General features: G+C 64.3%; 23 protein-coding genes and 1 pseudogene. 13 read left to right on the top strand and 11 right to left on the bottom strand.

What is annotated here, in order from left to right; all coding sequences use genetic code 11:
* Nucleotides 1–66: 66 nt before the first annotated feature.
* Entirely contained in the window at nucleotides 67–1,536 is a 1,470-nt protein-coding gene (locus ACP2YO_RS31960; RefSeq protein ID WP_426435118.1) for a PLP-dependent aminotransferase family protein, read from the top strand.
* 352 nt (nucleotides 1,537–1,888) lie between these two features.
* Here the strand turns inward: ACP2YO_RS31960 and ACP2YO_RS31955 are convergent, their stop codons facing one another.
* The 5 genes and pseudogenes from ACP2YO_RS31955 to ACP2YO_RS31935 all read right to left on the bottom strand — a co-directional run bounded on the left by ACP2YO_RS31955 (nucleotide 1,889) and on the right by ACP2YO_RS31935 (nucleotide 6,739).
* Nucleotides 1,889–3,112 (bottom strand): alpha/beta fold hydrolase, encoded by a 1,224-nt coding sequence (locus tag ACP2YO_RS31955; protein ID WP_426435117.1) that lies wholly within the window; start codon nucleotides 3,110–3,112, stop codon nucleotides 1,889–1,891.
* Nucleotides 3,113–3,163: 51 nt separating this feature from the next.
* Complete coding sequence (locus tag ACP2YO_RS31950; RefSeq protein ID WP_426435116.1) at nucleotides 3,164–3,829, bottom strand: sulfite oxidase-like oxidoreductase; 666 nt, start codon at nucleotides 3,827–3,829, stop codon at nucleotides 3,164–3,166.
* Between the two features lie 7 nt (nucleotides 3,830–3,836).
* A pseudogene (locus ACP2YO_RS31945) lies at nucleotides 3,837–5,159 on the bottom strand (MFS transporter).
* 84 nt (nucleotides 5,160–5,243) lie between these two features.
* Nucleotides 5,244–6,470: a cytochrome P450 gene (locus ACP2YO_RS31940; RefSeq protein WP_426435115.1), complete on the bottom strand. Its 1,227-nt coding sequence runs from the start codon at nucleotides 6,468–6,470 to the stop codon at nucleotides 5,244–5,246.
* 62 nt (nucleotides 6,471–6,532) lie between these two features.
* Complete coding sequence (locus ACP2YO_RS31935; protein ID WP_426435114.1) at nucleotides 6,533–6,739, bottom strand: ferredoxin; 207 nt, start codon at nucleotides 6,737–6,739, stop codon at nucleotides 6,533–6,535.
* A gap of 164 nt (nucleotides 6,740–6,903) precedes the next feature.
* Here ACP2YO_RS31935 and ACP2YO_RS31930 point away from each other — a divergent pair, with 164 nt between their 5' ends.
* Nucleotides 6,904–7,548: a TetR/AcrR family transcriptional regulator gene (locus tag ACP2YO_RS31930; RefSeq protein ID WP_426435113.1), complete on the top strand. Its 645-nt coding sequence runs from the start codon at nucleotides 6,904–6,906 to the stop codon at nucleotides 7,546–7,548.
* 6 nt (nucleotides 7,549–7,554) lie between these two features.
* Here ACP2YO_RS31930 and ACP2YO_RS31925 read toward each other — a convergent pair whose 3' ends face one another.
* Together ACP2YO_RS31925 and ACP2YO_RS31920 are read right to left on the bottom strand one after the other, a co-directional pair.
* Nucleotides 7,555–8,976: an amidase gene (locus ACP2YO_RS31925; protein ID WP_426435112.1), complete on the bottom strand. Its 1,422-nt coding sequence runs from the start codon at nucleotides 8,974–8,976 to the stop codon at nucleotides 7,555–7,557.
* 178 nt (nucleotides 8,977–9,154) lie between these two features.
* Nucleotides 9,155–9,931: an SDR family oxidoreductase gene (locus ACP2YO_RS31920; protein WP_426435111.1), complete on the bottom strand. Its 777-nt coding sequence runs from the start codon at nucleotides 9,929–9,931 to the stop codon at nucleotides 9,155–9,157.
* 167 nt (nucleotides 9,932–10,098) lie between these two features.
* On the opposite strand from ACP2YO_RS31920, the gene ACP2YO_RS31915 reads away from it, so the two are divergent.
* Together ACP2YO_RS31915 and ACP2YO_RS31910 are read left to right on the top strand one after the other, a co-directional pair.
* Nucleotides 10,099–11,178 (top strand): tartrate dehydrogenase, encoded by a 1,080-nt coding sequence (locus ACP2YO_RS31915; protein ID WP_426435110.1) that lies wholly within the window; start codon nucleotides 10,099–10,101, stop codon nucleotides 11,176–11,178.
* Between the two features lie 189 nt (nucleotides 11,179–11,367).
* Nucleotides 11,368–12,408, top strand: a complete 1,041-nt coding sequence (locus tag ACP2YO_RS31910; protein WP_426434766.1) for an IS110 family transposase — start codon at nucleotides 11,368–11,370, stop codon at nucleotides 12,406–12,408.
* Nucleotides 12,409–12,714: 306 nt separating this feature from the next.
* On the opposite strand, the gene ACP2YO_RS31905 is transcribed toward ACP2YO_RS31910, so the two are convergent.
* The 3 genes from ACP2YO_RS31905 to ACP2YO_RS31895 form a co-directional block, all read right to left on the bottom strand.
* The gene (locus tag ACP2YO_RS31905) at nucleotides 12,715–13,626 is read right to left on the bottom strand and encodes an NAD(P)-dependent oxidoreductase (RefSeq protein WP_426435109.1); all 912 of its coding nucleotides are present in this window, start codon (nucleotides 13,624–13,626) and stop codon (nucleotides 12,715–12,717) included.
* Nucleotides 13,627–13,649: 23 nt separating this feature from the next.
* Nucleotides 13,650–14,900, bottom strand: coding sequence for a Zn-dependent hydrolase (locus ACP2YO_RS31900; RefSeq protein ID WP_426443363.1), 1,251 nt, complete (start codon nucleotides 14,898–14,900; stop codon nucleotides 13,650–13,652).
* Nucleotides 14,901–14,980: 80 nt separating this feature from the next.
* Nucleotides 14,981–15,898: a LysR family transcriptional regulator gene (locus tag ACP2YO_RS31895; RefSeq protein ID WP_426435108.1), complete on the bottom strand. Its 918-nt coding sequence runs from the start codon at nucleotides 15,896–15,898 to the stop codon at nucleotides 14,981–14,983.
* A gap of 120 nt (nucleotides 15,899–16,018) precedes the next feature.
* Here ACP2YO_RS31895 and ACP2YO_RS31890 point away from each other — a divergent pair, with 120 nt between their 5' ends.
* The 6 genes from ACP2YO_RS31890 to ACP2YO_RS31865 all read left to right on the top strand — a co-directional run bounded on the left by ACP2YO_RS31890 (nucleotide 16,019) and on the right by ACP2YO_RS31865 (nucleotide 21,496).
* Nucleotides 16,019–16,834 carry a putative hydro-lyase gene (locus tag ACP2YO_RS31890; RefSeq protein ID WP_426435107.1) on the top strand — a complete coding sequence of 272 codons (816 nt, stop codon included), beginning with the start codon at nucleotides 16,019–16,021 and terminating at the stop codon, nucleotides 16,832–16,834.
* Nucleotides 16,835–16,922: 88 nt separating this feature from the next.
* Nucleotides 16,923–18,170, top strand: coding sequence for an ABC transporter substrate-binding protein (locus tag ACP2YO_RS31885; protein ID WP_426435106.1), 1,248 nt, complete (start codon nucleotides 16,923–16,925; stop codon nucleotides 18,168–18,170).
* 75 nt (nucleotides 18,171–18,245) lie between these two features.
* On the top strand, nucleotides 18,246–19,079 hold the full coding sequence (locus ACP2YO_RS31880) for a branched-chain amino acid ABC transporter permease (protein ID WP_426443362.1): 834 nt from the start codon (nucleotides 18,246–18,248) through the stop codon (nucleotides 19,077–19,079).
* Complete coding sequence (locus tag ACP2YO_RS31875; RefSeq protein ID WP_426435105.1) at nucleotides 19,079–20,065, top strand: branched-chain amino acid ABC transporter permease; 987 nt, start codon at nucleotides 19,079–19,081, stop codon at nucleotides 20,063–20,065. The genes ACP2YO_RS31880 and ACP2YO_RS31875 overlap by 1 nt, the downstream gene beginning before the upstream one ends.
* On the top strand, nucleotides 20,062–20,808 hold the full coding sequence (locus tag ACP2YO_RS31870; RefSeq protein WP_426435104.1) for an ABC transporter ATP-binding protein: 747 nt from the start codon (nucleotides 20,062–20,064) through the stop codon (nucleotides 20,806–20,808). The genes ACP2YO_RS31875 and ACP2YO_RS31870 overlap by 4 nt, the downstream gene beginning before the upstream one ends.
* Entirely contained in the window at nucleotides 20,792–21,496 is a 705-nt protein-coding gene (locus ACP2YO_RS31865) for an ABC transporter ATP-binding protein (RefSeq protein ID WP_426435103.1), read from the top strand. Before ACP2YO_RS31870 ends, ACP2YO_RS31865 begins: the two co-directional genes overlap by 17 nt.
* 116 nt (nucleotides 21,497–21,612) lie before the next feature.
* On the opposite strand, the gene ACP2YO_RS31860 is transcribed toward ACP2YO_RS31865, so the two are convergent.
* Nucleotides 21,613–22,269: an aldolase gene (locus ACP2YO_RS31860; RefSeq protein ID WP_426435102.1), complete on the bottom strand. Its 657-nt coding sequence runs from the start codon at nucleotides 22,267–22,269 to the stop codon at nucleotides 21,613–21,615.
* 112 nt (nucleotides 22,270–22,381) lie between these two features.
* On the opposite strand from ACP2YO_RS31860, the gene ltnD reads away from it, so the two are divergent.
* The 3 genes from ltnD to otnK are packed head-to-tail and all read left to right on the top strand — an operon-like array spanning nucleotide 22,382 to nucleotide 25,374.
* Nucleotides 22,382–23,293 carry an L-threonate dehydrogenase gene (gene ltnD / locus ACP2YO_RS31855; protein ID WP_426435101.1) on the top strand — a complete coding sequence of 304 codons (912 nt, stop codon included), beginning with the start codon at nucleotides 22,382–22,384 and terminating at the stop codon, nucleotides 23,291–23,293.
* A gap of 12 nt (nucleotides 23,294–23,305) precedes the next feature.
* Complete coding sequence (gene otnI / locus ACP2YO_RS31850) at nucleotides 23,306–24,088, top strand: 2-oxo-tetronate isomerase (RefSeq protein WP_426435100.1); 783 nt, start codon at nucleotides 23,306–23,308, stop codon at nucleotides 24,086–24,088.
* Entirely contained in the window at nucleotides 24,085–25,374 is a 1,290-nt protein-coding gene (gene otnK, locus ACP2YO_RS31845; RefSeq protein WP_426435099.1) for a 3-oxo-tetronate kinase, read from the top strand. The genes otnI and otnK overlap by 4 nt, the downstream gene beginning before the upstream one ends.
* Nucleotides 25,375–25,388: the final 14 nt, after the last annotated feature.

The following is a 25,388-nucleotide window of genomic DNA, read 5'->3' as shown; positions in this document are numbered from 1 at the left end:
TGCAGGCGATACCGACCGTGAGTAGGATCAGACTGGATCTTAATAAAGAGCCAGTCTGTAGAGAGAATGGGTGCCAGATTGATTCTCGCGGAATTGGTCGCGCTAAACCGGTCTGACGATGCAGGGCTGGTGGCCCAATTGACGCATCAGCTTCGCGAGCTGGTTTCGGACGGGCGCATCCGGAGCGGCGCCGTGCTGCCGTCGAGCTGTCATCTGGCCGCCGAACTCGACGTGTCGCGCAACACGGTCACGCACGCCTACGAGCAACTCGCGGCGGAAGGATATCTGCACATCGCCGAGCGGCGGCGCCCGGTCGTCGCTGCAGATATCGAGGAACGGTTCGCCAGGGCCGCGCCCGCGCCGAAGCGTAACGTCGTCCGCAAGCCGCAGCTTTCACCCTGGGCGATGCGGCTGAGGGATGTCGACTGGCCGCTGTCCTATCAAGCTGCATTCCGGCCGTTGCGTCCGGGGCTCGCGGATGCGCGTGAGTTTCCGCACGAGATCTGGGCGCGATGCCTGCGCCGCAGTGCGCTGCGCCGGCGCTGGAACGAGCAGACGCTGGTCAACCGGCCGAACCTCCAGCAGGCCTTGCGGGATTATCTCGAGGTCAGCCGCGGCGTTCGCGCCGAGGCGGATCAGATTCTGGTGCTGCCGACGGCCCAGGCGGCGCTGACGCTGATCGCGGCAACGACGATCGCGCCAGACGACACGGTCTGGACCGAGGACCCCGGCTATCCCGGCGCCGCGGCAGCGTTTCGCGCTGCTGGTGCCGATGTCGCCGGCATCAGGCTGGACGCGTCGGGCATGACACGCGTCCGCGGAGGGCGGGCGCCGAAACTGATCTTCGCCACGCCGTCGCACCAGCATCCGACCGGGCGGGTGATGCCGGTCGCACGTCGCGCCGAGCTGCTCGCCGCCGCCGAGCCTGGCAAGACCTGGATCGTCGAGGACGACTATGACGGCGAATTCCATTACGACAGCCGGCCGATGCCGGCGCTGCAGGGGCTCGATGCCCAGGGGCGCGTGCTCTATGTCGGCACCTTCTCCAAGGCGATGACCGCGGACGTGCGTATCGGCTATCTCGTGGTGCCGTCCTCGCTGGCACGCACGATGGAGATCGCGCAGCGGCATCTAGGATTGGTCGCCTCGGTCCATGTCCAGGAGGCGCTGTCCGACTTCATCTCCGATGGGCATTTCCTGGCTCATATCAGGCGGATGCGGCGCATCTACCGGTCGCGCCGGGATCATCTCGCCGCGGCACTCGAGCGGCAATTGGGCGAGGTGCTGGCGGCGGAGGTCCCGCCGGGTGGCATGCAGCTGGTCGCCCGGCTGAAGGAGGGCGCCGCCGACCGCGATACCGTGGCTCGGCTGCTCGCGGCCGGCGTCGAGGTGCGTGCACTGTCTAGCCTCGCGCTGGAGCGGCCGCGCGACAGCGGCCTGCTGCTCGGCTTCGCCGCGTGGCGCGAAAGCGAGATCGCTGCGGCGGTCCGGATCATGGCCAACTGCCTGACCGGCAAGCGTGCGGCGCGCGGCTAGAGCATGATGGTGTCAGGTTGAATCGGTTTTGCGGCAGGCTGGCTACACCTCTCCCGCTTGCGGGGTCATGACGACATCGGAACGTTAGCTGGAGAAGTCCGCAAGTGCCATATGCGACAGCCCGGGGGGCGAGGGGCGCTTGCGCGATTTCGGAATAATGGAATAATGCCACTGATTTGCCCGACGTGTCAATCGTCGTGTCAAACGCCGGCAGCCGCCGGCTACTTTGCATGGGGTTGTTTTCGGTATTTTGGCAGTGCGCCCTGCGATAGCCCTGCCCGCAAGCGGGAGAGGGAGAGGCAGCGCACTGCCTTCGCGACCTACTCAACCTGATCTCATCGCGCTTTAGGGGCTAATCCGCGGCCTTGGTCACGATCCGTATCTCCGACGTCAGGGTGCGATGCACCGGACATTTATCGGCGATCTCCATCAGACGCTTGTGCTGGTCGGCGTCGAGCGCGCCTTCGATCTTGATGACGCGGTCGAGCTGGTCGAGCATGCCCTCGCGAGTCTCGCACTCCTCGCAATCCTTCGCATAGATCTTGCTGTGCTGAAGCGTGACGGTGATGCGATCGACCGGCAGCGCCTTGCGGTCGGCATACATCCGCATGGTCATCGAGGTGCATGTGCCGAGCGCGGTGAGCAGGAAATCGTAGGGACCGGGTCCCGTATCCTGGCCGCCAACGGACACGGGTTCGTCGGCCAGCAGCCGATGTGGACCCGTGGTTACGATTTGCTGGAGTTTGCTCGCACGGGTCTCCTGCACCACGACGTTGCGCGGCACAGCGTCTGTGTCGGCCGCCGGTTGCGGCGCGGCGAGATCGACATAGCGTTCGACCCAGGCGCCGATCACGTCGGCGACGTAGGCGGCATCCTGCTTGCCGGTCAGGAGGTGATCGGAGCCGACAAGTGAGACGAAACTCTTCGGATGCTTGGCCGCCACGAAGATGTGCGTGGCGTTGTCGATGCCGACGGTGTCGTCGGTCGGCGAGTGCATGACCAGCAGGGCCTTGCGCAGCTTCGTCACCCGTTCCATCAGGTTCTGTTCGGCGACGTCGTCGAGGAGCTCTCGCTTGATGCGGAAGGGCCGGCCGGCGAGCTGTACCTCGACCTCGCCCTGGGCGCGGATGTCCTCGATCTTGTCCTTGAACAGATGCGTGACATGGGCGGGATCGGAGGGTGCTGCGATGGTGACGACGGCTTTTGCCTCGGCGATCTGCCCGGCGGCCGCGAGGATCGCAGCGCCGCCGAGGCTGTGGCCGATCAGGATCGCGGGTGCCTGCCGCGTCTCGCGCAAATGATCGGCGGCGCGGACCAGATCGGCGACATTCGACGAGAAGGTCGAATTGGCGAAGTCGCCCTCGCTGGAGCCGAGGCCGGTGAAGTCGAACCGCAGCGTGGCAATGCCCTTGGTCGCAAGCGCCACCGCGATGCGTTTTGCCGCCAGCACGTCCTTGCCGCAGGTGAAGCAGTGCGCGAACAGCGCGTAGGCCTTGATCGGGCCGTCAGGCGTATCGAGCGCTGCGGCAAGCTGCTGGCCTTCTGAGCCCGTGAATTGAAAGCGTTCATGCGACATCTTTGGCTCCTGGCTGGCTCCCACCTCTCCCGACGGGAGAGGTGAAGACGATCAGTCGGCAGAATAGCGCTGTTCGGCCCAGGGATCACCGCGATTGTGATAGCCGCGCACTTCCCAATAGCCGGGCGCATCCTCGGCCAAGAATTCGATGCTTTGCAGCCATTTGGCGCTCTTCCAGAAATACAGATGCGGCACCACGAGCCGCACCGGGCCGCCATGCTCCTGCTCCAGAGGTTGTCCCGACCAGTGATGGGCGAGCAGCGCATCCTCGGCGGCGAAATCCTCCAGCGGCAGGTTTGTCGTATAGCCGTCATGCGAATGCAACACGACGAAGCGGGCCTCCTCGCGCGGCTGGCAGGCGGCGAGCAGGTCGCGTGTGGCGAGACCGTCCCATTGATTGTCGTAGCGCGACCAGGTCGTGACACAGTGAATGTCGGAGACGAACCGCGTCTGTGGTTGCGCGAGGAATTGCTCGAACGTCCAGAAGATCGGATGCGCGACCGCGCCGTAGACGTCGAGCCGCCAGCGCGCCTGCGAGATGTTGGGCAGCAGCCCGAGGTCGAGGACCGGCCAGTCCCGCGTCAGATGCTGGCCCGGCGGCAGGCGCTGCTGCTCGGGCCGGGTGGTCTTGCCGGTGAGGAATTTGCCTTCGCGCGCCCAGCGCTGCTTGCTGCGCGTCAGCTTGCTCTCGGTGGGCGGTTGGTCGTCGTCGTTCATGCCGGTTTCACTCGTGGCGGTGCATTGCGGATTCGCGCTTGGTATCGCGCATGGTCGTGTAAATCAGCAGTGACAGGAAGATCATGCCGCTGAGGTAATATTAGAACCAGTCCTCGTGCCCGTTGCTCTTGAAAGCGAGCGCGACCGCCGGCGCGGTGCCGCCGAACACCGAAACAGTGATGGCGTAAGGTAACCCGACGCCAAGCGCGCGGACATTGGTCGGGAACAGCTCGGCCTTCACGATCGCGTTGATCGAGGTGTAGCCGGCGACGAAGATCCAGGCGGCGCAGATCAGCAGGAACGCGGTGAAGGGCGACTTGGTCTGCTTCAATGCGGTCAGGATTGGGATTGTCGCCAGCGTACCGACGACGCCGAAGAAGATCAGCAGCGGCTTGCGGCCGATGCGGTCGGAGAGCATGCCATAGAGCGGCTGCAGGATGGTCGCGAAGATCAGCGAGCCGAAGATCACGAAGGTGGTCTGATCCTCGGTGAGCCCGACCGAGAGCTTGACGAAGGTCTGCATGTAGGTGGTGAAGGTGTAGAACGCCGCGGTGCCGCCGGCGGTGAGGCCGACCACCAGCAGCAATTCGCGGGGATAGTTCAGGAGGCCGCGGATCGAGCCGGTCGGCTTGGAGACTTTCTTGGCCTCGATGAAGGCCTCGGTTTCGTGCAGACCGCGCCGCATCACCGCCGCGAAGACCGCGAGCATGGCGCCGATCACGAATGGAATCCGCCAGCCCCAGGCCTTCAGCTCGTCCGGTGTCAGGAACACCTTTTGCAGCAGCAACAGGACAATGATCGCGGTGAGCTGGCCGCCGATCAGCGTGACGTACTGGAAACTGGAATAGAACCCGCGATGGTTGGCGTCGGCGACCTCGCTGAGATAGGTGGCGCTCGCGCCATATTCGCCGCCGAGGCTGAGGCCCTCGATGATGCGGGCCAGCGCCAGGATCACGGGGGCGGCAATGCCGATCGTGGCATAGGTCGGCGTCGTCGCGATGATCAGCGAGCCGAAGCACATGCAGACCACCGAGTGGGTCAGCGACAAGCGCCGGCCATAGCGGTCGGCGATGAAGCCGAACAGCCAGCCGCCGAGGGGGCGCATCAGGAAGGTCGCCGCGAACAGCACGGCGACATTGAGCTGCTGCACCACCGGGTCGCTGTGCGGAAAGAACGCCGGCGCGAAATACAGCGCAAACGCCGTATAGGCGTAGAAATCATACCACTCGACAAGATTGCCGACCGAGCCGATGAAGATCGCCTTCACCCGCCGCTCGACGTCGTGGATGTCGAGACGGTCGCTCGCGGGCTGAGCGGTTTGATCGGTCATAGCGTGGTCTCCCGGACTCTTTTGTTTGATTCCGGGACCAAGCTACCTCATTTGGGTGGCGCGATGGTACTGCTCTCCGGCTCGTCAGGCGCTCTTGCCGAAGAGCATTGGCAGTTGACGTGGGCCGCGCACCGTGCCTTCCGACCAGGTGACCTTGCCGGCCGGATCGAGACCGAAATCCGGGATCCGCTTCAGCCACTCCTCGATCGCCACCGTCATCTCCATCCGTGCCAGATTGGAGCCGACGCAGCGGTGGATGCCGAGGCCGAAGGCGGCGTGGCGGTTCTCCTTGCGATCGATCACCACCTTGTCGGCATCGGGGAACATCGCGGGGTCGCGGTTGGCGGCCGGGAACGACAGCAGCACCATGTTGCCGGATCTCACCGGGCAGCCGCTGATGGTAGTTTCCTTCATGACCTCCCGCGCCATCGTCACCGGCGAATAGGCGCGCAAGAATTCCTCGATCGCGATCGGCATCAATTTGGGCTCCGCAAGCAGGCGCTCGCGATCGGCCGGTGTCCTGGCAAGGTGCCAAAGCGAGGAACCGATCGCGCTCCAGGTGGTGTCGATGCCGGCGATCAAGAGCAGCCGCAGCGAGCCCAGCACGTGGTCGTCGGACAGCGGCTGGCCGTCCGGTCGCTTCGCCTTCATCAGCGTCGAGATCAGGTCGTCGCCCGGCTGCTGCTTGCGCTGTTCGAGATGGGCCATGAAATAGCCCGTCATCTCGCGCACGCCGCTCATCAGCGCATTGTCGTCCTTGATGCCGAGCTCGAGGATCTGGTGAATCCACTTGATGAAGAGGTCGCCGTCCTTTTCAGGGATGCCGAGCATGTGGGCGATGGCGCGCACCGGGATATGCTTGGTGTAGCGCGCGGCAGCGTCGCAACGGCCCTCGGCGATGAATTCGTCGATCAGCTCGTTGCAGATCGCGCGCACCCGCGGTTCCAGTCTCTTCATCGCGTCGGGCGTGAACGGCGGCAGCAGCACCTGCTTGGCAGGCTTGTGCTCCGGCGGATCGGAGGTGATCGGCGGTGCGCGCGCGGTGATGTCGGGGCGGACGTCGCGCACGATCACGCGGCGCGAGGAGAAGTGCTCGGTGTCGTAGGCGATCTCCTTCACCGCCTGATAGGTGGTCGGCAGGTAGCAGCCGAGGAAGCGGTCGGTGTGTACGACCGGCGAGGCCGTGCGCAACTCCTGCCAGATCGGGAACGGATCTTCCGTCCAGGTCGGATCGGTGTGATCGAAATCGTTGACCCAGTCGGTGACCGGCGGGTGTTCAGGCAAGAAGCTTGCGGGCTCGGAATCGGACATCGGGTCGTTTCCTTCTCGTTCGTTCGAGAATTGACTGCAAGAATTGACTGAATGCGGTGCGGTTACTCTTCCGTGACCTCGATCGCGATTTCGGGACAGTTGGTCTGGGCGAGCCATGCCTTGTCCTCGAGGCCGTCAGGGACGGACCCGTCGCCGACCTCATGGGCGTTGCCGTAATCATCGAGTTCGAACAGTTCAGGGGCGAGTGATTTGCAGCGGGCATGACCCTGGCACTTGTCCTGGTCGACGCGAATCTTCAGCTTGGACATGCAAGCGCTCTCCCTCGGTGCTCGCGCGCAATCGGGCGCGCCGGGTTCCTCAATCTTCTTTATGCAAGTTCTAGCTTGCTTGGGCGGCCCGCCTCTTAACCGGATCGCCAAGTTATAGCATATTACATTATCGAAGCGCTTGCGCGTCAAGCGAAAATTCAGTGATGTCAGCCGCAATGGGACAAATCGTTCGTAAGCCGTTGAAAACCTACCATCATGGCGATCTGCGCGACGCCCTGATCCAGGCTGCCTTGCGGGAAGTTGAGCTCGGCGGGCCGGAGGCGGTCAGCATCAAGGCGCTGGCGAAGCAGCTCGGTGTTTCGCAGCCAGCGCCGTACCGGCACTTTGCCGACCGCGACGCGCTGCTGCAGGCGGTGACCGCGGAAGCGTTCCGGCAGTTCAACGTGATCATGCGCGAGGCCATCGACAAGCCGGCTCCGCAATCGAAACTGTCGCGCTTTGCGCAAGCCGCGCTCGCCTTCGGGCTGCAGCGCCACGGCATCTACCGGCTGATGTTTGCATCGCGTACCATGGCCTGTGCGCCAAAGGGCAGCGAACTGCATACCGCGGCAATGGAAACCCTGGCGCTGTTGATCGAGGCGTTCGAGGCCCCGGCCGTCGGCCTGCTGCGCGAACGCCAGGCGTTGAAGATCTGGGCCGGGCTGCACGGCATCGTGATGCTCGCGGAGCAGGGACTGCTCACCGGCGAGGTTGCCCATATCAGTCGCGAGGAGCTGATGGACGAGATCGTCGAACAGACGAAGCTCGCACTCACCGTCGCACTGAAGGCGGCGGAAGAGAAGGCATAAGCCGCCTTACTTCGGCGGCCGCGGGTCGATCGGCGTGGTGCCGCGCAGGCCCAGAATGTCTTCCAGCACCTTTGCTCCGGACAGAAGCTGCGCTTCGGCGCGGGGCTTGGCCACCATCTGCAAACCGACTGGAAGTCCCGACGCAGTGAAGCCGCAAGGCAGCGACAGCGCCGGGCAGCAGGCCAGCGTGATCGCGTAGACGATGCCGAGCCATTCGACGTAATTGTCGAACTTCCGGCCGTCGCATTCGGCAACGTAGCGGTTCTCGACCGGGAACGGCGGCACGATCGTCGCGGGCGCCAGCAACAGATCGTATGTGTCGAAGAAGGCGAGGGCGCGCTCGGTCATGGCCACGCGTTGTGCCTCGGCGCGCTCGAGCTTTTCGACGGTGAGCTTCAGCCCCTCTTCGATGTTCCAGATCACCTCCGGCTTAAGCAGGTCGCGCTTGGTGCGCAACAATTCGGCCTTGCTGATCGCGAAATCGAACGCGCGCAGCACGTGGAAGCATTCGTGGGCTTCACGCAGGTCGGGATGGGCCTCCTCGACGATGGCGCCTGCTTCGGCGAAGCGCTCCGCCGCTTTGCGGGTCACAGCCTTGACCTCGGGATCGACGGGCGTGATGCCGAGATCGGGCGAATAGGCGATCCGCTTCGGCTTGTTGCCCGAACGCGCCGCAGACAGAAACGACGTCGGCAACACCGGCAGCGACAGCGGATCGGCCGCATGCTCGCCGCTCATCGCATCGAGCAGCAGCGCGAGGTCCTCGACATTGCGCGCCATCGGTCCCTGCACACTGAGCGTGCGATTGACGCCGAATTTCGGCGTCTGCGCGACGCGGCCGATGCTCGGCCTCAGGCCGACGATGCCGCAGAAGCTCGCCGGGTTGCGCAGCGAACCGCCCATGTCGGAGCCTTGGGCAAGCCAAGCCGTGCCGCTGGCCAGTGCCGCTGCGGCCCCCCCGGACGAGCCGGCCGCCGAGCGCGACGTGTCCCACGGATTGCGGGTCGGACCGAACACCTCGTTGAAGGTGTTGGCGCCGGCGCCGAACTCCGGCGTGTTCGACTTGGCGTAGATCACGCCGCCATTGTGCTCGATGGTCTCGACCAGGATGTCGGATTTCGCCGGCACGTGATCCCTGAAGATCGGCGAGCCCAGCGTGGTCAGCACGCCCTGGACGTTGGTCAGATCCTTGATCGGAATGGGAAGTCCGGCGAGCAGGCCGCGCTCGGCCACGGGCTTCTCCATCAAGGCCTTGGCATGGCTCCGCGCGCGGTCGAAGCAGAGCGTCGGCAGCGCATTGACCTTGCCATCAACCTCGGCGATGCGCTTTTCCAGCACGTCGAGCAGGTCGAGCGGGGTGACGTCGCCGGCTTTCAGTTTATCGACGACGGCGCAGGCCGTTTCGCGTACCAAGCCCTGATCAGCCATGCACCGTTGCTCCTGTGTGTTCTCATTCTCTGTGCTGTAGAACATTTTCCGCCGTCGTGGCAAATGCGCGGCCGATGAGTTCGCCGTCATTGCGAGCGAAGCGAAGCAATCCATCGGCCCGCAAATGGGGAGCGATGGATTGCTTCGTCGCTGTCGCTCCTCGCAATGACGCCCGTGCCTAACCCCACCCCGACGTCAGCCCGCCATCGACCGTGTAGATCACGCCCGACGTATAGCCGGCGCGGTCGGAGGCCAGGAACGCCATCAGGTCGCCGATCTCCCGCGCATGCGCGGGGCGGCCGAGCGGCAGGCCCTTCTGGAATTCCTTGTAGCGGTTCTCGTCGCCGAACTGGTTCTTGGCGCGGGTCTTCAGCAGCGTGACATGGCGGTCGGTACCAACAGGGCCGGGATTGATGCCGACCACGCGGATGTTGTCGGCGAGGCTCTTTCCCCCGAGCGCTCGGGTGAAGGCCATCAACGCCGCGTTGCCGGCGCTGCCGCAGATATAGTTGGCGTCGAACTTCTCACCGGCCGCGCCGATGTCGTTGACGATGACGCCGCCGCCGCGCGCCTTCATCCGGTCGTAGATCGCGCGCGTCAGGTTGATGTAGCCGAACACCTTCAGCTCCCAGGCGTGGCGCCAGATGGCCTCGTCGATCTTGTCGATCGAGCCGCCCGGAATGTCGCCGGCATTGTTGACGAGGATGTCGACGTCGGCGGCCTCCTTGGCCAATCGCGCCAGGTCGTCGGACTTGCGCAGATCGACGATGCTGGTGGCAGCATCGATCTGGTGGGCCGAGCGCAGCCGTTCGGCGAGCGCCTTGAGCTGTTCGCCGTTGCGGGCCGCCAGCAGCAGATGGGCGCCTTCCTCGGCAAAGGCTTCGGCGGCGGCCGCGCCTATGCCCTTGGAGGCGCCGGTGATCAGGACACGCTTGCCGCGCAGATGCAGATCCATGGGGTGCTCGCTTGATAAGAGGAACGGATGTCGGCGAATTTGGTGGGTCAGGGCCGCGCCGCGGTCAACACTGCACTGCAGCGTTGCGCTCGTGCGAAGTTTGGTTCATTGCAAGGCGATCAGGATAGGCGGCTTTCCGGGCCGGGCAAATCACAAGGGTGTTCTCGATGAGCAGCACAAAGAAGCAGTATCGGATTGCGGTCATTCCGGGCGACGGCATCGGCAAGGAAGTGATGCCGGAGGGGCTGCGTGTCATCGAGGCGGCGGCGAAGAAGCACGGCGTCGCGGTGCAATTCGACCATTTCGACTTCGCGTCCTACGACTATTACGAGAAGCACGGCGAGATGATGCCGGCCGACTGGAAAGAGAAGATCGGCAAGCACGATGCGATCTACTTCGGTGCCGTCGGCTGGCCGGCCAAGATTCCCGATCACGTCTCGCTGTGGGGCTCCCTGATCAAGTTCCGCCGCGAGTTCGACCAGTACGTCAATCTGCGGCCGGTGCGGCTGATGCCTGGCGTGCCGTCGCCGCTGGCGAACCGCAAGCCGGGTGACATCGATTTCTGGGTGGTGCGCGAGAACACCGAGGGCGAGTACTCGTCCGTCGGCGGCCGCATGTTCCCGGACACCGACCGCGAATTCGTCACCCAGCAGACGGTGATGACCCGTATCGGCGTCGACCGCATCCTGAAATTCGCGTTCGACCTGGCGCAGTCGCGGCCGAAGAAGCATTTGACCTCGGCGACCAAGTCGAACGGCATCTCCATCACGATGCCCTATTGGGACGAGCGCGTGGAGGCGATGGCGAAGAACTATCCGAAGGTGAAGTGGGACAAGTACCACATCGACATCCTGACCGCGAACTTCGTGCTGCATCCGGACTGGTTCGACGTCGTGGTCGGCTCCAATTTGTTCGGGGACATCCTCTCCGACCTCGGCCCGGCCTGCACCGGCACGATCGGCATTGCGCCCGCGGCCAACATCAATCCGGAGGGCAACTTCCCGTCAGTGTTCGAGCCGGTGCACGGCTCGGCGCCTGACATCGCAGGGCAGGGCATCGCCAACCCGATCGGCATGATCTGGTCGGGTGCGATGATGCTGGAGCATCTCGGCGAGAAGCAGGCCGCGGATGCCATCGTCGGCGCGATCGAACGCACGCTCGGCGAACGCACGCTGCGGACGCGGGATCTTGGCGGCAATGCCGACACGACGGCGTGTGGCAAGGCGGTCGCTGAGATGGTGGATTGATCGCGCTGTGAACAAAGACGTCGTCCTGGCGAAAGCCAGGACCTATTACCCCGATAAGCAGTTGTGGCAATTGGCTGGGCCCACAACTTGGTCCAAAAGGCGCAGTGGTGGTTGATGGTGTGGACGGCCCCCTACGGCATCAGTGTGCCAGAATGAGGTTGTTGCAAATCTCAGACAAGGGAGCCGTCCGTGAGAGAGATTATCCGCATTGGAATGGATACGTCGAAGTATATTTTTGTGCTGCATGGGGTTGATGCGGCGGAACAGCCTGTGTTGCGCAAGAAGCTTGCGCGCAAGCAGGTGCTGGAGTTCTTCGCCAAGTTGCCGCCGACCGTGATCGGGATGGAGGCCTGTGGGGCCTCGCACCATTGGGCACGGGAGCTTCGCAAGCTGGGCCACGAGGTGAAGTTGATGGCGCCGCAATTGGTGAAGCCCTATGTGTCGCGGAACAAGAACGACGGTCGGGATGCGGAGGCGCTGTGTGAAGCGATGAGCCGGCCGAGCATGCGGTTCGTGCCGGTCAAGACGGTCGAGCAGCAGGCCGCGCTGATGCTGACGGGTGTCCGCGCTGGATTGATCGCCCGGCGCACCCAGCTCGGCAATATGATCCGCGGCCATGCGGCGGAGTTTGGCCTGATCGGGGCCCAAGGGACCGACAAGATCGAGCCGCTGCTGGCGCGGATTGCGCAGGACGAGACGCTTCCTGCCCTGGCACGCGAGCTGTTTACGGTGCTGGGCCGCGACTACACCAGACTCGTGGGCGAGCTGCAGGAGATCGAAGCCAGATTGATGGCCTGGCACCGCTCCGACGCCGTGGGCCGGCGTCTGGCGCAGATCCCTTCTGTCGGGCCGATCGTTGCAACGACGCTCGTGATGAAGACACCCGATCCCCATGCTTTCCGCTCCGGCCGTCACTTCGCAGCCTGGCTCGGCCTCACCCCCCAGGATCACTCCACCGCCGGCAAAACCAGGCTTGGCAGGATCACGCGGGCGGGCGACGAGGACCTGCGCCGCCTGCTGGTGATCGGGGCAACGGCGGTCATCCAGCAGGCCAGACGCGGGCGCGGCCATCACTCGCGCTGGCTGTTGGCACTGATCAAGCGCAAGCCACCGAAGCTTGCCGCCGTGGCGCTCGCCAACAAGGTGGCCCGCATCGCCTGGAAGCTGATGGCGACCGGCGAGAGTTATGACGCCGCACGGATCAATGCCACCGCGGCAGTCGCCGTCTAACAGATTGGCCGGCTGGCGGGCTCGCTCGTCAGCCGACCCGGAGCTGCAGGAGCAGATGGAGCGATCGATCGAGCAACGATGCGAGACAGTCCGTAGGACCCATCGGCCGTCAACAGGCCGCGTGGTTGTTTGGAACTCGCATCGCGCAAACCATCTTGGCCAGCGATCCATCCGATCGCACTCAAAAGGCCGGACATATGGATGCAAGCGATCCGATCCGCTCAAAAAGCTCTTGTGCCACGGGGGCCGTCCACATATGGGTCCTGGATCGCGCTTGCTGTGCTCACTTGTCCAGGACGACACTCTTTATTCTTTCACGATCCTTCGGCAATGTTCCCATGCCGCGTGGATCAGATTCTCGCTCGCCTCTGGCGTACGGAACGCCGAATGCGCTGACAGCGTCACATTCGGGATTGTCGTCAGCGGATGATCCTTCGGCAGGGGCTCGGTGTTGAAGACGTCGAGGCCGGCGTGGCGGATGTGGCCCGAAGCAAGCGCGTCGATCATCGCCTGCTCGTCCACGATCGCGGCGCGCGCGGTGTTGATCAGGATCACGCCCGGCTTCAGCTTCGCGATCTTGTCGCCGGTGATCATGCCGCGGGTCTCGTCGTTGAGCAGCAGATGAATCGAGACCACGTCGCTGGTCGCCATCACGGTGTCGAGATCGACGAACTCGACGCTGGGATAGGTCTTCGGCGACCGGTTCCAGGCGATCACCTTCATGCCGCTGCCGAGCGCGATGCGCGCGACTTCCGCGGCGATGCCGCCGAAGCCGACCAGTCCCAGCGTCTTGCCGGTGAGCTGCATGCCGTCCTCGCGCAGCCAGTTGCCGGCGCGCATCTCGCGGTCCATCTGCGCGATCACGCGGGCCGACGACCACATCAGCGCGATCGCAGACTCCGCCACGGCCGTGTCGCCATAGCCTTTGATCAGATGCACGGAGATCCCAAGCTCCGCGAGCTCCTCGGGATTCATGTAGCTCCGCGCGCCGGTGCCGAGGAACACGACGTGCTTCAATCCGGCGCATGCCTTCGCGACCTCGGTCGGTAGCGCGGTGTGATCGACGACCGCGATCTCGGCGCCGTCGAGGACCGCGGGGTAGTGCTCCGGCTTGATGTCGGCATCGCGGTTGATCCGCATCTTGGGATCACCGGGCTTCTCCAGCCGTTCCATGATCACGGCCAGCGATTCATTGGCGTCGACGAATACTCCGCGCACGAGGGCCTCCTGTATTGGCAAGATCAGGATGCGACGCCGGCGAGCGCCAGCACCGTGTGCAGCAACACGTTGGCGCCGGCGGCGCAATCGGCCTGCGTCGCGTCTTCCAGCTCGTTATGGCTGATGCCGTCCTTGCAGGGCACGAACACCATCGCCGTCGGCATCACCGTGTTGAGGTTGCAGGCGTCGTGGCCGGCGCCGGACGTAATGCGGCGGTGCGAATAGCCGAGCTGTTTTGCGGCGTTCTCGACCGCGTCGACCAGCTTCGGATCGAAGTGTGTCGGCGGCTTGCGCCAGACCAGGTCGAGCTTGACCTCGACCTTGCGCCGCGCCGCGATCTCAGCGATCGCGGTGCGCAGATCTTTATCCAGCGCGTCCATGATCGCGGCGTCGGCGCTGCGGCAGTCCATGGTGAAGGCGATCTCGCCCGGGATGACGTTGCGCGAGGGATTTGCGATCACGGCCTCGCCGATGGTGCCGACCGCCTTGGGGCCGTGCTTCTTCGCAATGCTTTCCATCGCCAGCACGATCTCCGACAGGGTCGCCAGCGCATCGCGCCGCAGCGGCATCGGGGTCGATCCCGCGTGACTCTCGAAGCCGGTGATCTTGCCGTCGTACCACAACACGCCCTGGCCGGAATCGACCACGCCGATGGTCTTGCTCTCGGCCTCCAGGATCGGCCCCTGTTCGATGTGCAGCTCGACGAAGCTCGAGAATTTCTGCCGCCCGACCGGGGCATCGCCGCGATAGCCGATGCTGTCGAGCGCCTGTGCCACCGTCACGCCCTCGGCGTCCTTGCGTGACAGGATGTCGTCGGTGGTGAAGTCGCCGACGTAAGCCGCCGAGGCCATCATCGCCGGTGCGAAGCGCGAGCCTTCCTCGTTGGTCCAGTTGCAGATACAGATCGGCAGCTCGGTCTCGATGCCGGCGCCATTGAGGGTGCGGACCAGCTCGAGCGCGGCAAGCGTGCCGAGGATGCCGTCATATTTGCCGCCGGTCGGCTGGGTGTCGAGATGCGAGCCGACCCCGATCGGCGGCTTCGACATATCCCTTCCTTTCCTCAACCCGAACATCGAGCCGAGTGCGTCGACATGGAATTCGAGGCCGGCCTCCTCGCAGGCTTTGCGAAACCAGTCGCGCACCTGCTTGTCCTCGGTGCTCAGCGTCAGCCGCCGCACGCCGCCCTTCGGTGTTGCGCCGAATTGCGCGGTTTCGTGGATGGTTCCCCAGAGGCGGGCGGAATCGATCTGCAGGTTGGATACGGCTCGGTTCATGCTGACATTCCATTTGCGCTTCGTCATTCCGGGTCTTCGCCAAGCGGGCCCCCGAACGACGGTCATTCTCCGGCAGTCGTTCAATGACGCGCCGTGTCCGCCGCGTCAACCGCGACGCTGTCTTGCGCGATTTGTCCCGCGAGATGGGCGACGCGCTCGATTGCGACTGCGTCAGGGGATGCGAGCCAACTCGCGCCGAAGGCGAGGGGCGGCAGTTTGAAGTCGGTGTCGAGTAGTTGCAGCCGCCCGTCGGCGAGTTCGTTTTCGACGATCGCAGTCGGGATCACGGCGATGCCGAGACCTTCATTGGCCATGTGGGTGACGGTTCCGAGCGAGGCGCTGGCATGTAAGCGGATCGGCGGCAGATCCGGCCGGTTGAACAGCGCGCGGACCGCCTCGTAGGGCTGGGTCTTGCGCGGAAAGGTGATGATCGGAAACCGCGCCAGATCCTGCCGCGCCACCGGGCCATTGCCGAGGCCGAGCGCGGGGCTGGCCAGAAAGCCGATCCGGTAGTCGCAGAGCGGGCGGTTTTGCACGCCGGAGCCCGAGAGTGGTCCGAGCACGAAGGCGAGCTCGATCTCCTGCGCAAACAGCCGCGCAGAGAGGTTGGGCGTGATGTCGACCTCGATCTCCAGCGACAGGTTCGGGTAGATCTCGTTGACGCTCTTGACGAGGCGCGGCAGCCACGTGTGCACGATCGTCTCGGCGACGCCGAGCCGCAGCACGCCGCGCATCGCTGAGCGGTCACCGATCTCCGCCATCATTTCCGACCGCAGGCCGATCAGTTTCTCGGCATAGACCATCATCTGACGGCCGCTCGATGTCGGCGAGGCCACGCGATGGTCGCGGTTCAGCAGCTTGACGCCCATCTCGCGCTCGAGCTGGGCGATGCGCTGCGAGATCGCCGGCTGGGTGGTGTTGAGCCGCTGGGCGGCGCCGCGGAAGCTGCCGAGCTTGACGACCCAGAGGAAGGTTTCGATCGAGCGGAAGTCCGTCATGGGGACCATTTCTCCAATCGATAATCCAAATTTATCGATTTTGATTAGAAAGGACGATTAGACATTATAGCATGCTTGGTGTTGGCTTGTCCTTGTCGAGATTATGGGCAGGGGGCCTTTATGACTGTTTTTGCGGCAGCGCAGCGATCTTCCGACGAACCGATACTTCCGAGCCTGGAGGCGCGCCTGGCCTGCCGCAACGGGATGGCCTCCAGCACGGCCGGGGTCGCCAACGGCTTCGTCCAGGGCAATCTCGCGATCCTGCCGGAGAAACTCGCCGGCGCCTTCCATCGGTTTTGCCAGCTCAACCCCAAGCCGTGTCCGATCATCGGCATGTCCGACGTCGGGGATTTCAGGATTCCCGCGCTCGGGCTCGACCTGGACATCCGCACCGACGTGCCGCGCTATCGGATCTGGCGTGACGGCGAGGTGGTCGAGGAGCCGACCGACATCAAGAAATACTGGCGCGACGATCTCGTCGCCTTCGTGCTCGGCTGCTCGTTCTCGTTTGAAGAGGCGCTGATGGACGACGGGCTGCCGATCCGCCACATCGAGCACAAGGTCCGCGTGCCAATGTACCGCACCAATATCGCGTGCAGCCCGTCGGGGCTGTTCGAGGGGCCGATGGTGGTGTCGATGCGTCCATTCAAGCCGGCGGATGCGATCCGCGCGGTGCAGATCACCACGCGCTTTCCGTCGGTGCATGGTGCGCCGGTGCATCTCGGCCACCCGCATTCGATCGGCATCAAGGACATCGCCAAGCCCGACTATGGCGATCCGGTGCCGGTTGCCGACGACGAGATTCCGGTGTTCTGGGCCTGCGGCGTGACGCCGCAGGCGGTGATCGCAAACGCGAAGCTGCCGTTCGCAATCACGCATGCGCCGGGGCTGATGCTCGTCACCGATCTCAGGAACAAGCAACTCGCCGTGCTCTGAAATAGGCAATTCGTGCAATTCATTGAGGCTTTACTGCGCGCTACAAGCGCTTCATCGATAAACGCAGACTGACCGCAGGGGTTTTGGAATGACGATCTCTCGCCGTAACGTGTTGCTCGGTGCCACTGCTGCCGCCGCGCTCGGTCCGATGGCCGCGCGCGCGCAGACCAGCGAAGTGGCGATCGGCGTGATCTATCCGCTGTCGGGATCCAGCGCGCAGATCGGCGTCGATGCGCAGCGCGCCTTCGAAACCGCGGTCGACATCATCAACAAGAATTACGACTTCGCGCTGCCGCTGGCGAAGGGGGAAGGTCTGCCCGGACTCGGCGGCGCCAAGGTCCGCCTCGTCTTCGCCGACCACCAGGCCGATCCGCAGAAGGGCCGCGCCGAAGCCGAGCGCCTGATCACGCAGGAGAAGGTCTGCGCGGTGATCGGCACCTATCAGAGCGCGGTCGCCGTGACCGTCAGCCAGATCTGCGATCGCTACCAGATCCCGTTCATCTCCGCCGACAACTCCTCGCCGAGCCTGCATCGCCGCGGCCTGAAATACTATTTCCGCGCAGCACCGCATGACGAGATGTTCTCGGCCGCGATGTTCGACTTCTTCGATGCGATGAAGAAGAAGGGCCAGAAGATCGAGACACTGGCGCTGTTCCACGAGGACACCATCTTCGGCACCGATTCGTCGAACGCGCAGCTCAAGCTCGCCGCCGAGCGCGGCTACAAGGTGGTTGCCGACATCAAATATCGCGCCAACTCGCCGTCGTTGACTGCCGAGGTGCAGCAGATCAAGGCCGCGAATGCCGACGTGCTGATGCCGTCGAGCTACACGACTGACGCGATCCTGCTGGTAAAGACCATGGCCGAGCTCGGCTACAAGCCGAAGAACATCGTCGCGCAGGATGCCGGTTTCTCTGAGAAGGCGACGTATGACGCGGTCGGCGACAAGCTCGAAGGCGTGATCTCACGCGGCAGCTTCTCGCTCGACCTTGCGCAGAAGCGGCCGATGGTTGGTCTCATCAACGAGATGTACCGCGCGAAGTCGGGCAAGGACTTCAACGACTATTCGTCGCGCCAGTTCATGGGCCTGATCGTGATGGCTGATGCGATCAACCGCGCCAAGTCGACCGACGGCGACAAGATCCGCGAAGCGCTGGTCGCGACCGACATGCCCGGCGAAGTGACCATCATGCCGTGGCGGCGCGTCAAGTTCGACGAGATGGGGCAGAATAATTTCGCCGATCCGGTGCTGCTGCAATACGCCGCGAAGAACTTCGTCACGATCTTCCCGGAACAGGCCGCCGTCTCCGAGGCGATCTGGCCGATGAACAGCTGACCGGTCGGACGCACAAGGGGGCATAGGGCGGTGACAGCCGAGACCATTATCCAGAGTTTGGCGAGCGGCCTCTTGATGGGGCTGCTCTACGGACTGATCGCCGCCGGCCTCGCATTGATCTTCGGATTGATGGACGTCGTGAATTTCGCGCACGGCGAATTCCTGATGATCGCGATGTACGCGACCTTCTTCCTGTTCGCGTTCTTCGCGATCGATCCCCTGCTGGCGGCGCCGCTGGTCGCCGCCGCGCTGTTCGTGTTCGGCGCGCTGGTCTATCTGCTGGTCGTCCGCTTCGCCGTGCGCGCCAAGGCCAATGCCGGCATGGTGCAGATCTTCTCGACCTTCGGCCTTGCGATCGTGATGCGCGGCCTCGCGCAGTTCTTCTTCACGCCGGACTACCGCAGCGTGACAACCTCCTGGCTCGGTGGCAAGACGATCTCGATCGCCGGCATCTATCTGCCCGAGCCGCAGCTGGTCGGCGCGATGGTCTCGATCGCGGCGTTCGTCGCGCTCTACTTCTTCATCAACCGCACCGATTTCGGCCGCGCGCTGGAGGCGACGCGCGAGGACGCCGGCGCAGTGGCGCTTGTCGGCATCGACAAGAACAGGGTGTTTGCGCTCGGCTGGGGCCTCGGCGCAGCACTGGTCGGGCTGGCCGGCGCCATCATGGCGATCTTCTTCTATGTCTATCCCGACGTCGGCGCGTCGTTTGCGCTGATCGCCTATGTCACCGTGGCGCTCGGCGGCTTTGGCAGCGTGTTCGGCGCCTTCGCCGGCGGCATCATCGTCGGCCTGGTGGAAGCGTCGACTGCGCTGATCCTGCCGCCGTCACTGAAGTCGGTCGGCATCTACGCCGTCTACCTCCTGGTCGTCTTCATCCGGCCGCGCGGCCTGTTCGGATCGATGTGATGGACACACATTTCGCCCAACGCCGCAGGCGCGACCTGATCATGGCCGGTTGTCTGGCCGTGGTCGCCGCGCTGGTGCCGCTGTTCGTCAAGGACGTTTACGTCCAGAACATCATGGTGCTGACCCTGATGTACGCGGCGCTGTCGCAGAGCTGGAACATACTATCAGGCTATTGCGGGCAGATCTCGCTCGGACACGCGCTGTATTTCGGCCTCGGCGCCTACACCACGGCGCTGCTGTTCACCAAATTCGGCGTGCTGCCGTGGTTCGGCATGCTGGCGGGCGGCGCGATCTCGGCTGTGATTGCGATGGCGCTCGGCTATCCCTGCTTCCGCCTGCGCGGACATTATTTCGTGATCGCGACCATCGTGATCGCCGAGATCGCGCTGTTGCTGATCCAGAACTGGGACTGGGCCGGCGCGGCCCTCGGCATCGACATTCCCGTCCGCAGTGACAGCTGGCTGAAATTCCAGTTCACCCGCTCCAAGCTGCCCTATTTCTATTTCGCGCTAGGGCTCGCCTGCGTCGCCTGGCTCGTCACCTGGTGGCTGGAAGATTCCAAATGGGGCTATTGGTGGCGCGCGGTAAAGGACAATCCGGACGCGGCCGAGAGCCTTGGCGTGGTGGTGTTCAATTCCAAGATGGGTGCGGCCGCGGTCTCCGCCTTCCTGGTCGCGGTCGGCGGCAGCTTCTACGCGCAGTTCGTCTCCTATATCGACCCCGAAAGCGTGATGGGCTTCCAGTTCTCGCTGCTGATGGCCTTACCCGCGGTGTTAGGGGGCATCGGCACGCTCTGGGGGCCGATGTTGGGGGCGGTGATCCTGATCCCGCTGACCGAGCTCACGCGGTCCTTCGTCGGCGGCTCCGGACGCGGCGTCGACCTGATCGTCTACGGCTCGCTGATCGTCGCGATTTCGCTGGCGCTCCCGAAGGGTCTGGTGAGCGTGTTCAGGGTGTTTTCCTGGCGCAAGGAGGCCGCGCGATGACGGCGCTGCTGGAAACCCCGCTCTTGGAGACCCGTGGCATCTGGCAACGCTTCGGCGGCCTCATCGCCAACAGCGACGTCTCGATCTCGGTCGGCCGCGGCGAGATCGTCGGCCTGATCGGCCCGAACGGCGCCGGCAAATCGACGCTGTTCAATCTGATCGCCGGTGTTTTGCCGCCGACGCAAGGCTCGATCATCTTCGATGGCGAGGACGTCACCAAGCTGCCGGCAGCCGAGCGCTGCCAGCGCGGCGTCGGGCGCACCTTCCAGGTCGTCAAAAGCTTCGAAACGATGACCGTGATCGACAACGTCATCGTCGGCGCGCTGATCCGCGACACGGCGATGCGCCTGGCGCGAAAGAAAGCCTATGAGGTGCTGGAGTTCTGCGGCCTCGCCGCGCGGGCCAATGTGCTCGCCAGCGACCTCGTCCCGTCGGAGAAGCGCCGGCTCGAAGTCGCCCGTGCACTTGCGACCGAGCCAAAGCTGCTGCTGCTCGACGAAGTCCTCACCGGGCTGACGCCGGTCGAGGCCCAGACCGGCGTCGAGCTGGTGCGCAAGGTGCGCGCCACCGGCGTCACCGTGCTGATGGTCGAGCACGTCATGGAGATCGTCATGCCGCTGGTCGACCGCGCCATCGTGCTCAATCTCGGCAAGGTGCTGGTCGAGGGCAAGCCCGCGGACGTCGTCCGCAATCCAGATGTCATTTCTGCCTATCTCGGGGATCGTCATGCTGTCGATGCGTGAAGTCACCACCGCTTATCAGGGCCTGGTCGCGATCTCCTCGGTTTCGATCGATGTCGCCAAGGGCGAGATCGTCTGCGTCGCCGGCGCCAATGGCGCGGGCAAGTCGACGCTGCTCAAGTCGATTGCCGGCGCCGAGCGGCCGCGCGCGGGGACCGTGACGTTCGACGGCAACCGCATCGACGGCAGGCCGCAGCATGTCATCACGTCAGGCGGCATCGCCTTCGTGCCGGAGAACCGCCGGTTGTTTCCGCGGCTCTCGGTGCACGACAATCTGAGGCTCGGCAGCTATCTCTATCGCAGCCAGGCCGACCGCGATGCGCCGCTCGACCTGGTGTTCAAGCTGTTCCCGCGGCTCGCCGAGCGGCTGGAGCAGCGCGCCGAAACCTTGTCCGGTGGCGAGCAGCAGATGCTCGCGATCGGCCGCGCGCTGATGACACGGCCGCGGCTGTTGATGCTGGACGAGCCGTCGCAGGGCATCATGCCCAAGCTGGTGGACGAGATATTCCAGGCGGTGAAGCGTATCCGCGACGCCGGCATGACCGTGCTGATCGTCGAGCAGCGCATGGCCGAGTGCCTGGAGATCGCCGACCGCGCCTACATCCTGCAAACCGGCCGCGTGCTGATGCAGGGCACCGCGGCCGAGATCAGCGGCAATCCCGACGTGCGCAAAGCGTATCTCGGGCTTTAGGTGCTGTGATGCCTCCTTTTCCACCGTCATTGCGAGCGCAGCGAAGCAATCCATATCTCCGCGTGCCGAGCCATGGATTGCTTCGTCGCTACGCTCCTCGCAATGACGGGGAGGGGCTAATGCCCATGCTCCGGCATCACCAGCCCAAACACCCTGGTCAAATCCGCAACCTGCTCCGGCGACAGATACCGCGGGTTCAGTCCGCGCAGCAGCAGATAGAGCTTGGCGGTCTCTTCCAACTCTTCGGTCGCGAACACGGCGGCTTCCAGCGTGTCGCCCGATACGACCGGGCCGTGATTGGCGAGCAGCACCGATGAGTATTTCCCGGCGAGCCCCTTGATCGCATCGGCGACGGCGGGATCGCCGGGACGATAATACGGCACCAGCGCAGTCTGGCCGCATTTCATCACGTAATAGGCGGTCATCGGCGGCAGCGCGGCGCGCGGGTCAATCTCTGATAGCATCGACAGCGCAACCGAATGAGTCGAATGCAGGTGTACGACCGCGCGAGCAGCCGAGCGGGTTTGATAGAGGGCGGAGTGCAGCGGCACTTCCTTGGTTGGCGCATCGCCGGAGATCAGCCGGCCGTCGGCATCGAGCCGCGACATCTTGCCGGGATCGAGGAAGCCGAGCGAGGCGTTGGTTGGCGTCACCAGCCAGCCGCCATCGTCGAGGCGGACGCTGATATTGCCCGACGAGCCCGGTGTCAGCCCACGCTCGAACAGCGAGCGGCCGAAACGGCAGATGTCCTCACGAAGCTTTGTTTCGCTCATGGTGTCGTCCGTAAAGCATCCGGTTTCCCTGCCTTGTCTCATGCTTTGGCAGCGCGGCCAAGCCGTGATAGGCAAGCGTAACACCGAAGAAGAATTCTAGAGGGATCATCGCATGTCCAGTTCCGCCAAACCGCGTATCGCCGTGATCGGGCTCGGCTCGATGGGGTTCGGCATGGCGACCTCCCTGAGGCGCGCCGGTTTTGAGGTTACCGGCTGCGATGTCTCGGCGGATGCCGTCGCGCGGTTTGTCTCCGAGGGCGGCAAGGGCGCGAAGACGCCGGCGGAGGCCGCCAAGGATGCCGACATCGTGGTCAGCGTCGTCGTCAACGCCACGCAGACCGAAACCATCCTGTTCGGCGCTGATGGCGTCGCCGAGGCAATGCCGAAAGACGCTGTTTTCGTCTCTTCCGCGACCATGGACCCCGACATCGCGCGTCGCCTGGCAAAACAGCTCGAGGCAGCCAGCCGCCACTATCTCGATGCACCGATCTCAGGCGGCGCGCAGCGCGCAGCACAGGGCGAGCTCACCATCCTCGCCTCCGGCAGCGCGGCGGCGTTTGCGAAAGCGCGGCCGGCGCTCGATGCGATGGCGGCCAAGCTCTACGAGCTCGGCGATGCCGCAGGGCAGGGTGCCGCGTTCAAGATGATCAATCAGTTGCTGGCCGGCGTACATATCGCCGCGGCCTCGGAAGCGATCGCCTTTGCCGCCAGGCAGGGCCTCGATATCCAGAAAGTCTATGAGGTGATCACAGCTTCGGCCGGCAATTCCTGGATGTTCGAGAACCGCATCCCGCATGTGCTCGACGGCGACTATGCGCCGCGCAGCGCGGTGGAGATTTTCGTCAAGGATCTCGGCATCATCCAGGACATGGCGCGCAATGCGCGCTTCCCGGTGCCGGTCTCGGCCGCGGCATTGCAGATGTTCCTGATGACCGCGGCCGCCGGCATGGGCCGCGACGACGATGCGTCGGTGGCGCGGATGTATGCGCAGGTCACCGGCACCAAACTTCCCGGCGCGAAATAACAGGATTTCACAATGCCCCGCTTTGCCGCCAACCTCTCGATGATGTTCACTGAAGTTCCGTTTCTCGACCGCTTCGAGGCGGCGGCGAACGCGGGCTTCACCGCGGTGGAATTCCTGTTTCCCTACGAATATCCCGCCGATGAGCTCGGCAAGCGGCTGAAGGCAGCCGGCTTGACGCAGGCGCTGTTCAATCTGCCGCCGGGCGACTGGAAGATCGGTGAGAGAGGTTTTGCGGCGCGGCCGGATCACTTTGCCGATCTCGAGCAGAGCCTGAAGACGGCGCTGCCCTATGCGCAGGCGACCGGCGTCGAGCGGCTGCATCTGATGGCAGGGATCGCCGATCGCAGCGATCCCAGGGCGGTCGCGGCGTTTCGCAAGTCCGTCGCCTATGCCGCCGAGTTCTTCGCGCCGCATGGCCTCGACGTCGTGATCGAGCCGATCAATCCGCGCAACGTGCCCGGCTATTTCCTCAACGACTTTCTGTTCGCCCGCGACCTGATCGACGAGCTGAAAATCCCGAACCTCAAGCTGCAGTTCGACATCTATCATTGCCAGATCATCCATGGCGACGTGACGATGCGGCTGCGCGAGATGATGCCGATCATCGGCCACATCCAGATCGCCTCGATCCCCTCGCGTAACGAGCCCGACGGGGAGGAGCTGAACTATCCGTTCCTGTTCGACGAGCTCGATCGGCTCGGCTATGACGGCTTCGTCGGCTGCGAATACAATCCGCGCGGCAAGACCACGGACGGCCTCGCGTGGTTCAAGCCCTATGCCGGAGCAAAGTCGTGACATCAAGCGGAACGCTGTCTCTTGGCTGCATCGCCGACGACTATACCGGCGCCTCCGACCTCGCCAATACGCTGACACGCGCCGGATTGCGCACGGTGCAGACCATCGGCGTGCCCTCAGACGATCTCGCGCTGCCCGAGGTCGATGCCGTCGTCGTCTCGCTGAAGAGCCGCTCGATCGAGGCCGGTCTCGCGGTGAGCCGCACGCGTGCCGCCGAGACATGGCTGCGCGGCCGCTTCTGTCAGCACATCCTGTTCAAGATCTGCTCGACCTTCGACTCCACCGATGCCGGCAATATCGGCCCGGTGATGGACGCGCTACGCGCCGATTCCGGCGACGCGATTGTGCTGGTGACACCGGCCTTTCCGGAAACCGGCCGCACCGTCTACCAAGGCAATCTGTTCGTCGGCGCCGTGCCGCTCAACGAGAGCCCGCTGAAGGACCATCCGCTCAACCCGATGCACGATTCCAACCTCGTGCGGGTGCTGGCGTGGCAAAGCAAGACCAAGGTCGGATTGGTCGATCTCGCGACGCTGAGCCGCGGCGTCGATGCCATCAGGGCAAAGCTCACCGATCTCGCCGCCAACGGCATCGGCGCTGCGATCGTTGACGCCGTGTTCGATCGCGATCTCGAAACCATCGGACAGGTGGCGCTGGATCACCGTGTCTCGGTCGGCGCCTCCGGCATTGGGCTTGGGCTGGCACGGGCGCTGGTCGCCTCCGGTCGGGTCAAATCGAACGCGCCGAATGCCATGCCTGACGCGGCGATCGGAGGGCCGGCCGCCTGTCTCGCCGGCAGTTGTTCGCAGGCAACGTTGCGGCAGATCGCCAGCGCGGAGAAAGTGATGTCCGTGCTGCATCTCGATCCCGAGCGGGTTGTCGCCGGCAAGGACGAAGCGCAGCGCGCGTTGGGCTGGGCGAAGGATCGAATCGGCGACGGGCCGACTCTGATCGCGAGCAGCTCTGTTCCTGCAGAGGTCGCAGCTCTGCAATCTCGTCATGGTCGTGATGCAGCCGGACATGCTATCGAGCAGGCGATGGCCGACATCGCCGAAGGTCTGGTGCAGTCGGGTGTACGAAGGCTGGTGGTCGCCGGTGGTGAAACTTCAGGCGCCGTGGTGGACCGACTGGGCATTCCCGGATTCCTCGTCGGTGCGGAGATCGCTGCAGGCGTGCCGGTTCTGCGCGCCGTCGGTGTCAAAAACGGCGAGATGCTGCTTGCCTTGAAATCAGGCAATTTCGGCGGCCCGGAGTTTTTCTCGGACGCGCTCGCACTGATGCGCTGAGGCGCTGCCACGCA

This window comes from Bradyrhizobium genosp. P, from assembly GCF_049949265.1.
Classification (GTDB): Bacteria; Pseudomonadota; Alphaproteobacteria; order Rhizobiales; family Xanthobacteraceae; genus Bradyrhizobium.
The sequence above is the reverse complement of the archived record's forward strand: the minus strand, read 5'-3'. Positions and strand labels throughout refer to the sequence as shown.

Excerpts from the sequence above, each read along its gene's own strand:
- ACP2YO_RS31950 (WP_426435116.1), bottom strand. The coding sequence starts at position 3,829 with ATGAACGACGACGACCAACCGCCCACCGAGAGCAAGCTGACGCGCAGC.
- ACP2YO_RS31895 (WP_426435108.1), bottom strand. The coding sequence starts at position 15,898 with ATGACGGACTTCCGCTCGATCGAAACCTTCCTCTGGGTCGTCAAGCTC.
- ACP2YO_RS31940 (WP_426435115.1), bottom strand. The coding sequence starts at position 6,470 with ATGTCCGATTCCGAGCCCGCAAGCTTCTTGCCTGAACACCCGCCGGTC.
- ltnD (WP_426435101.1), top strand. The coding sequence starts at position 22,382 with ATGTCCAGTTCCGCCAAACCGCGTATCGCCGTGATCGGGCTCGGCTCG.
- ACP2YO_RS31885 (WP_426435106.1), top strand. The coding sequence starts at position 16,923 with ATGACGATCTCTCGCCGTAACGTGTTGCTCGGTGCCACTGCTGCCGCC.
- ACP2YO_RS31865 (WP_426435103.1), top strand. The coding sequence starts at position 20,792 with ATGCTGTCGATGCGTGAAGTCACCACCGCTTATCAGGGCCTGGTCGCG.
- ACP2YO_RS31960 (WP_426435118.1), top strand. The coding sequence starts at position 67 with ATGGGTGCCAGATTGATTCTCGCGGAATTGGTCGCGCTAAACCGGTCT.
- ACP2YO_RS31925 (WP_426435112.1), bottom strand. The coding sequence starts at position 8,976 with ATGGCTGATCAGGGCTTGGTACGCGAAACGGCCTGCGCCGTCGTCGAT.
- ACP2YO_RS31900 (WP_426443363.1), bottom strand. The coding sequence starts at position 14,900 with ATGAACCGAGCCGTATCCAACCTGCAGATCGATTCCGCCCGCCTCTGG.
- ACP2YO_RS31890 (WP_426435107.1), top strand. The coding sequence starts at position 16,019 with ATGACTGTTTTTGCGGCAGCGCAGCGATCTTCCGACGAACCGATACTT.
- ACP2YO_RS31915 (WP_426435110.1), top strand. The coding sequence starts at position 10,099 with ATGAGCAGCACAAAGAAGCAGTATCGGATTGCGGTCATTCCGGGCGAC.
- otnI (WP_426435100.1), top strand. The coding sequence starts at position 23,306 with ATGCCCCGCTTTGCCGCCAACCTCTCGATGATGTTCACTGAAGTTCCG.
- ACP2YO_RS31935 (WP_426435114.1), bottom strand. The coding sequence starts at position 6,739 with ATGTCCAAGCTGAAGATTCGCGTCGACCAGGACAAGTGCCAGGGTCAT.
- ACP2YO_RS31920 (WP_426435111.1), bottom strand. The coding sequence starts at position 9,931 with ATGGATCTGCATCTGCGCGGCAAGCGTGTCCTGATCACCGGCGCCTCC.
- ACP2YO_RS31870 (WP_426435104.1), top strand. The coding sequence starts at position 20,062 with ATGACGGCGCTGCTGGAAACCCCGCTCTTGGAGACCCGTGGCATCTGG.
- ACP2YO_RS31875 (WP_426435105.1), top strand. The coding sequence starts at position 19,079 with ATGGACACACATTTCGCCCAACGCCGCAGGCGCGACCTGATCATGGCC.
- ACP2YO_RS31930 (WP_426435113.1), top strand. The coding sequence starts at position 6,904 with ATGTCAGCCGCAATGGGACAAATCGTTCGTAAGCCGTTGAAAACCTAC.
- ACP2YO_RS31860 (WP_426435102.1), bottom strand. The coding sequence starts at position 22,269 with ATGAGCGAAACAAAGCTTCGTGAGGACATCTGCCGTTTCGGCCGCTCG.
- ACP2YO_RS31955 (WP_426435117.1), bottom strand. The coding sequence starts at position 3,112 with ATGTCGCATGAACGCTTTCAATTCACGGGCTCAGAAGGCCAGCAGCTT.
- ACP2YO_RS31880 (WP_426443362.1), top strand. The coding sequence starts at position 18,246 with ATGGGGCTGCTCTACGGACTGATCGCCGCCGGCCTCGCATTGATCTTC.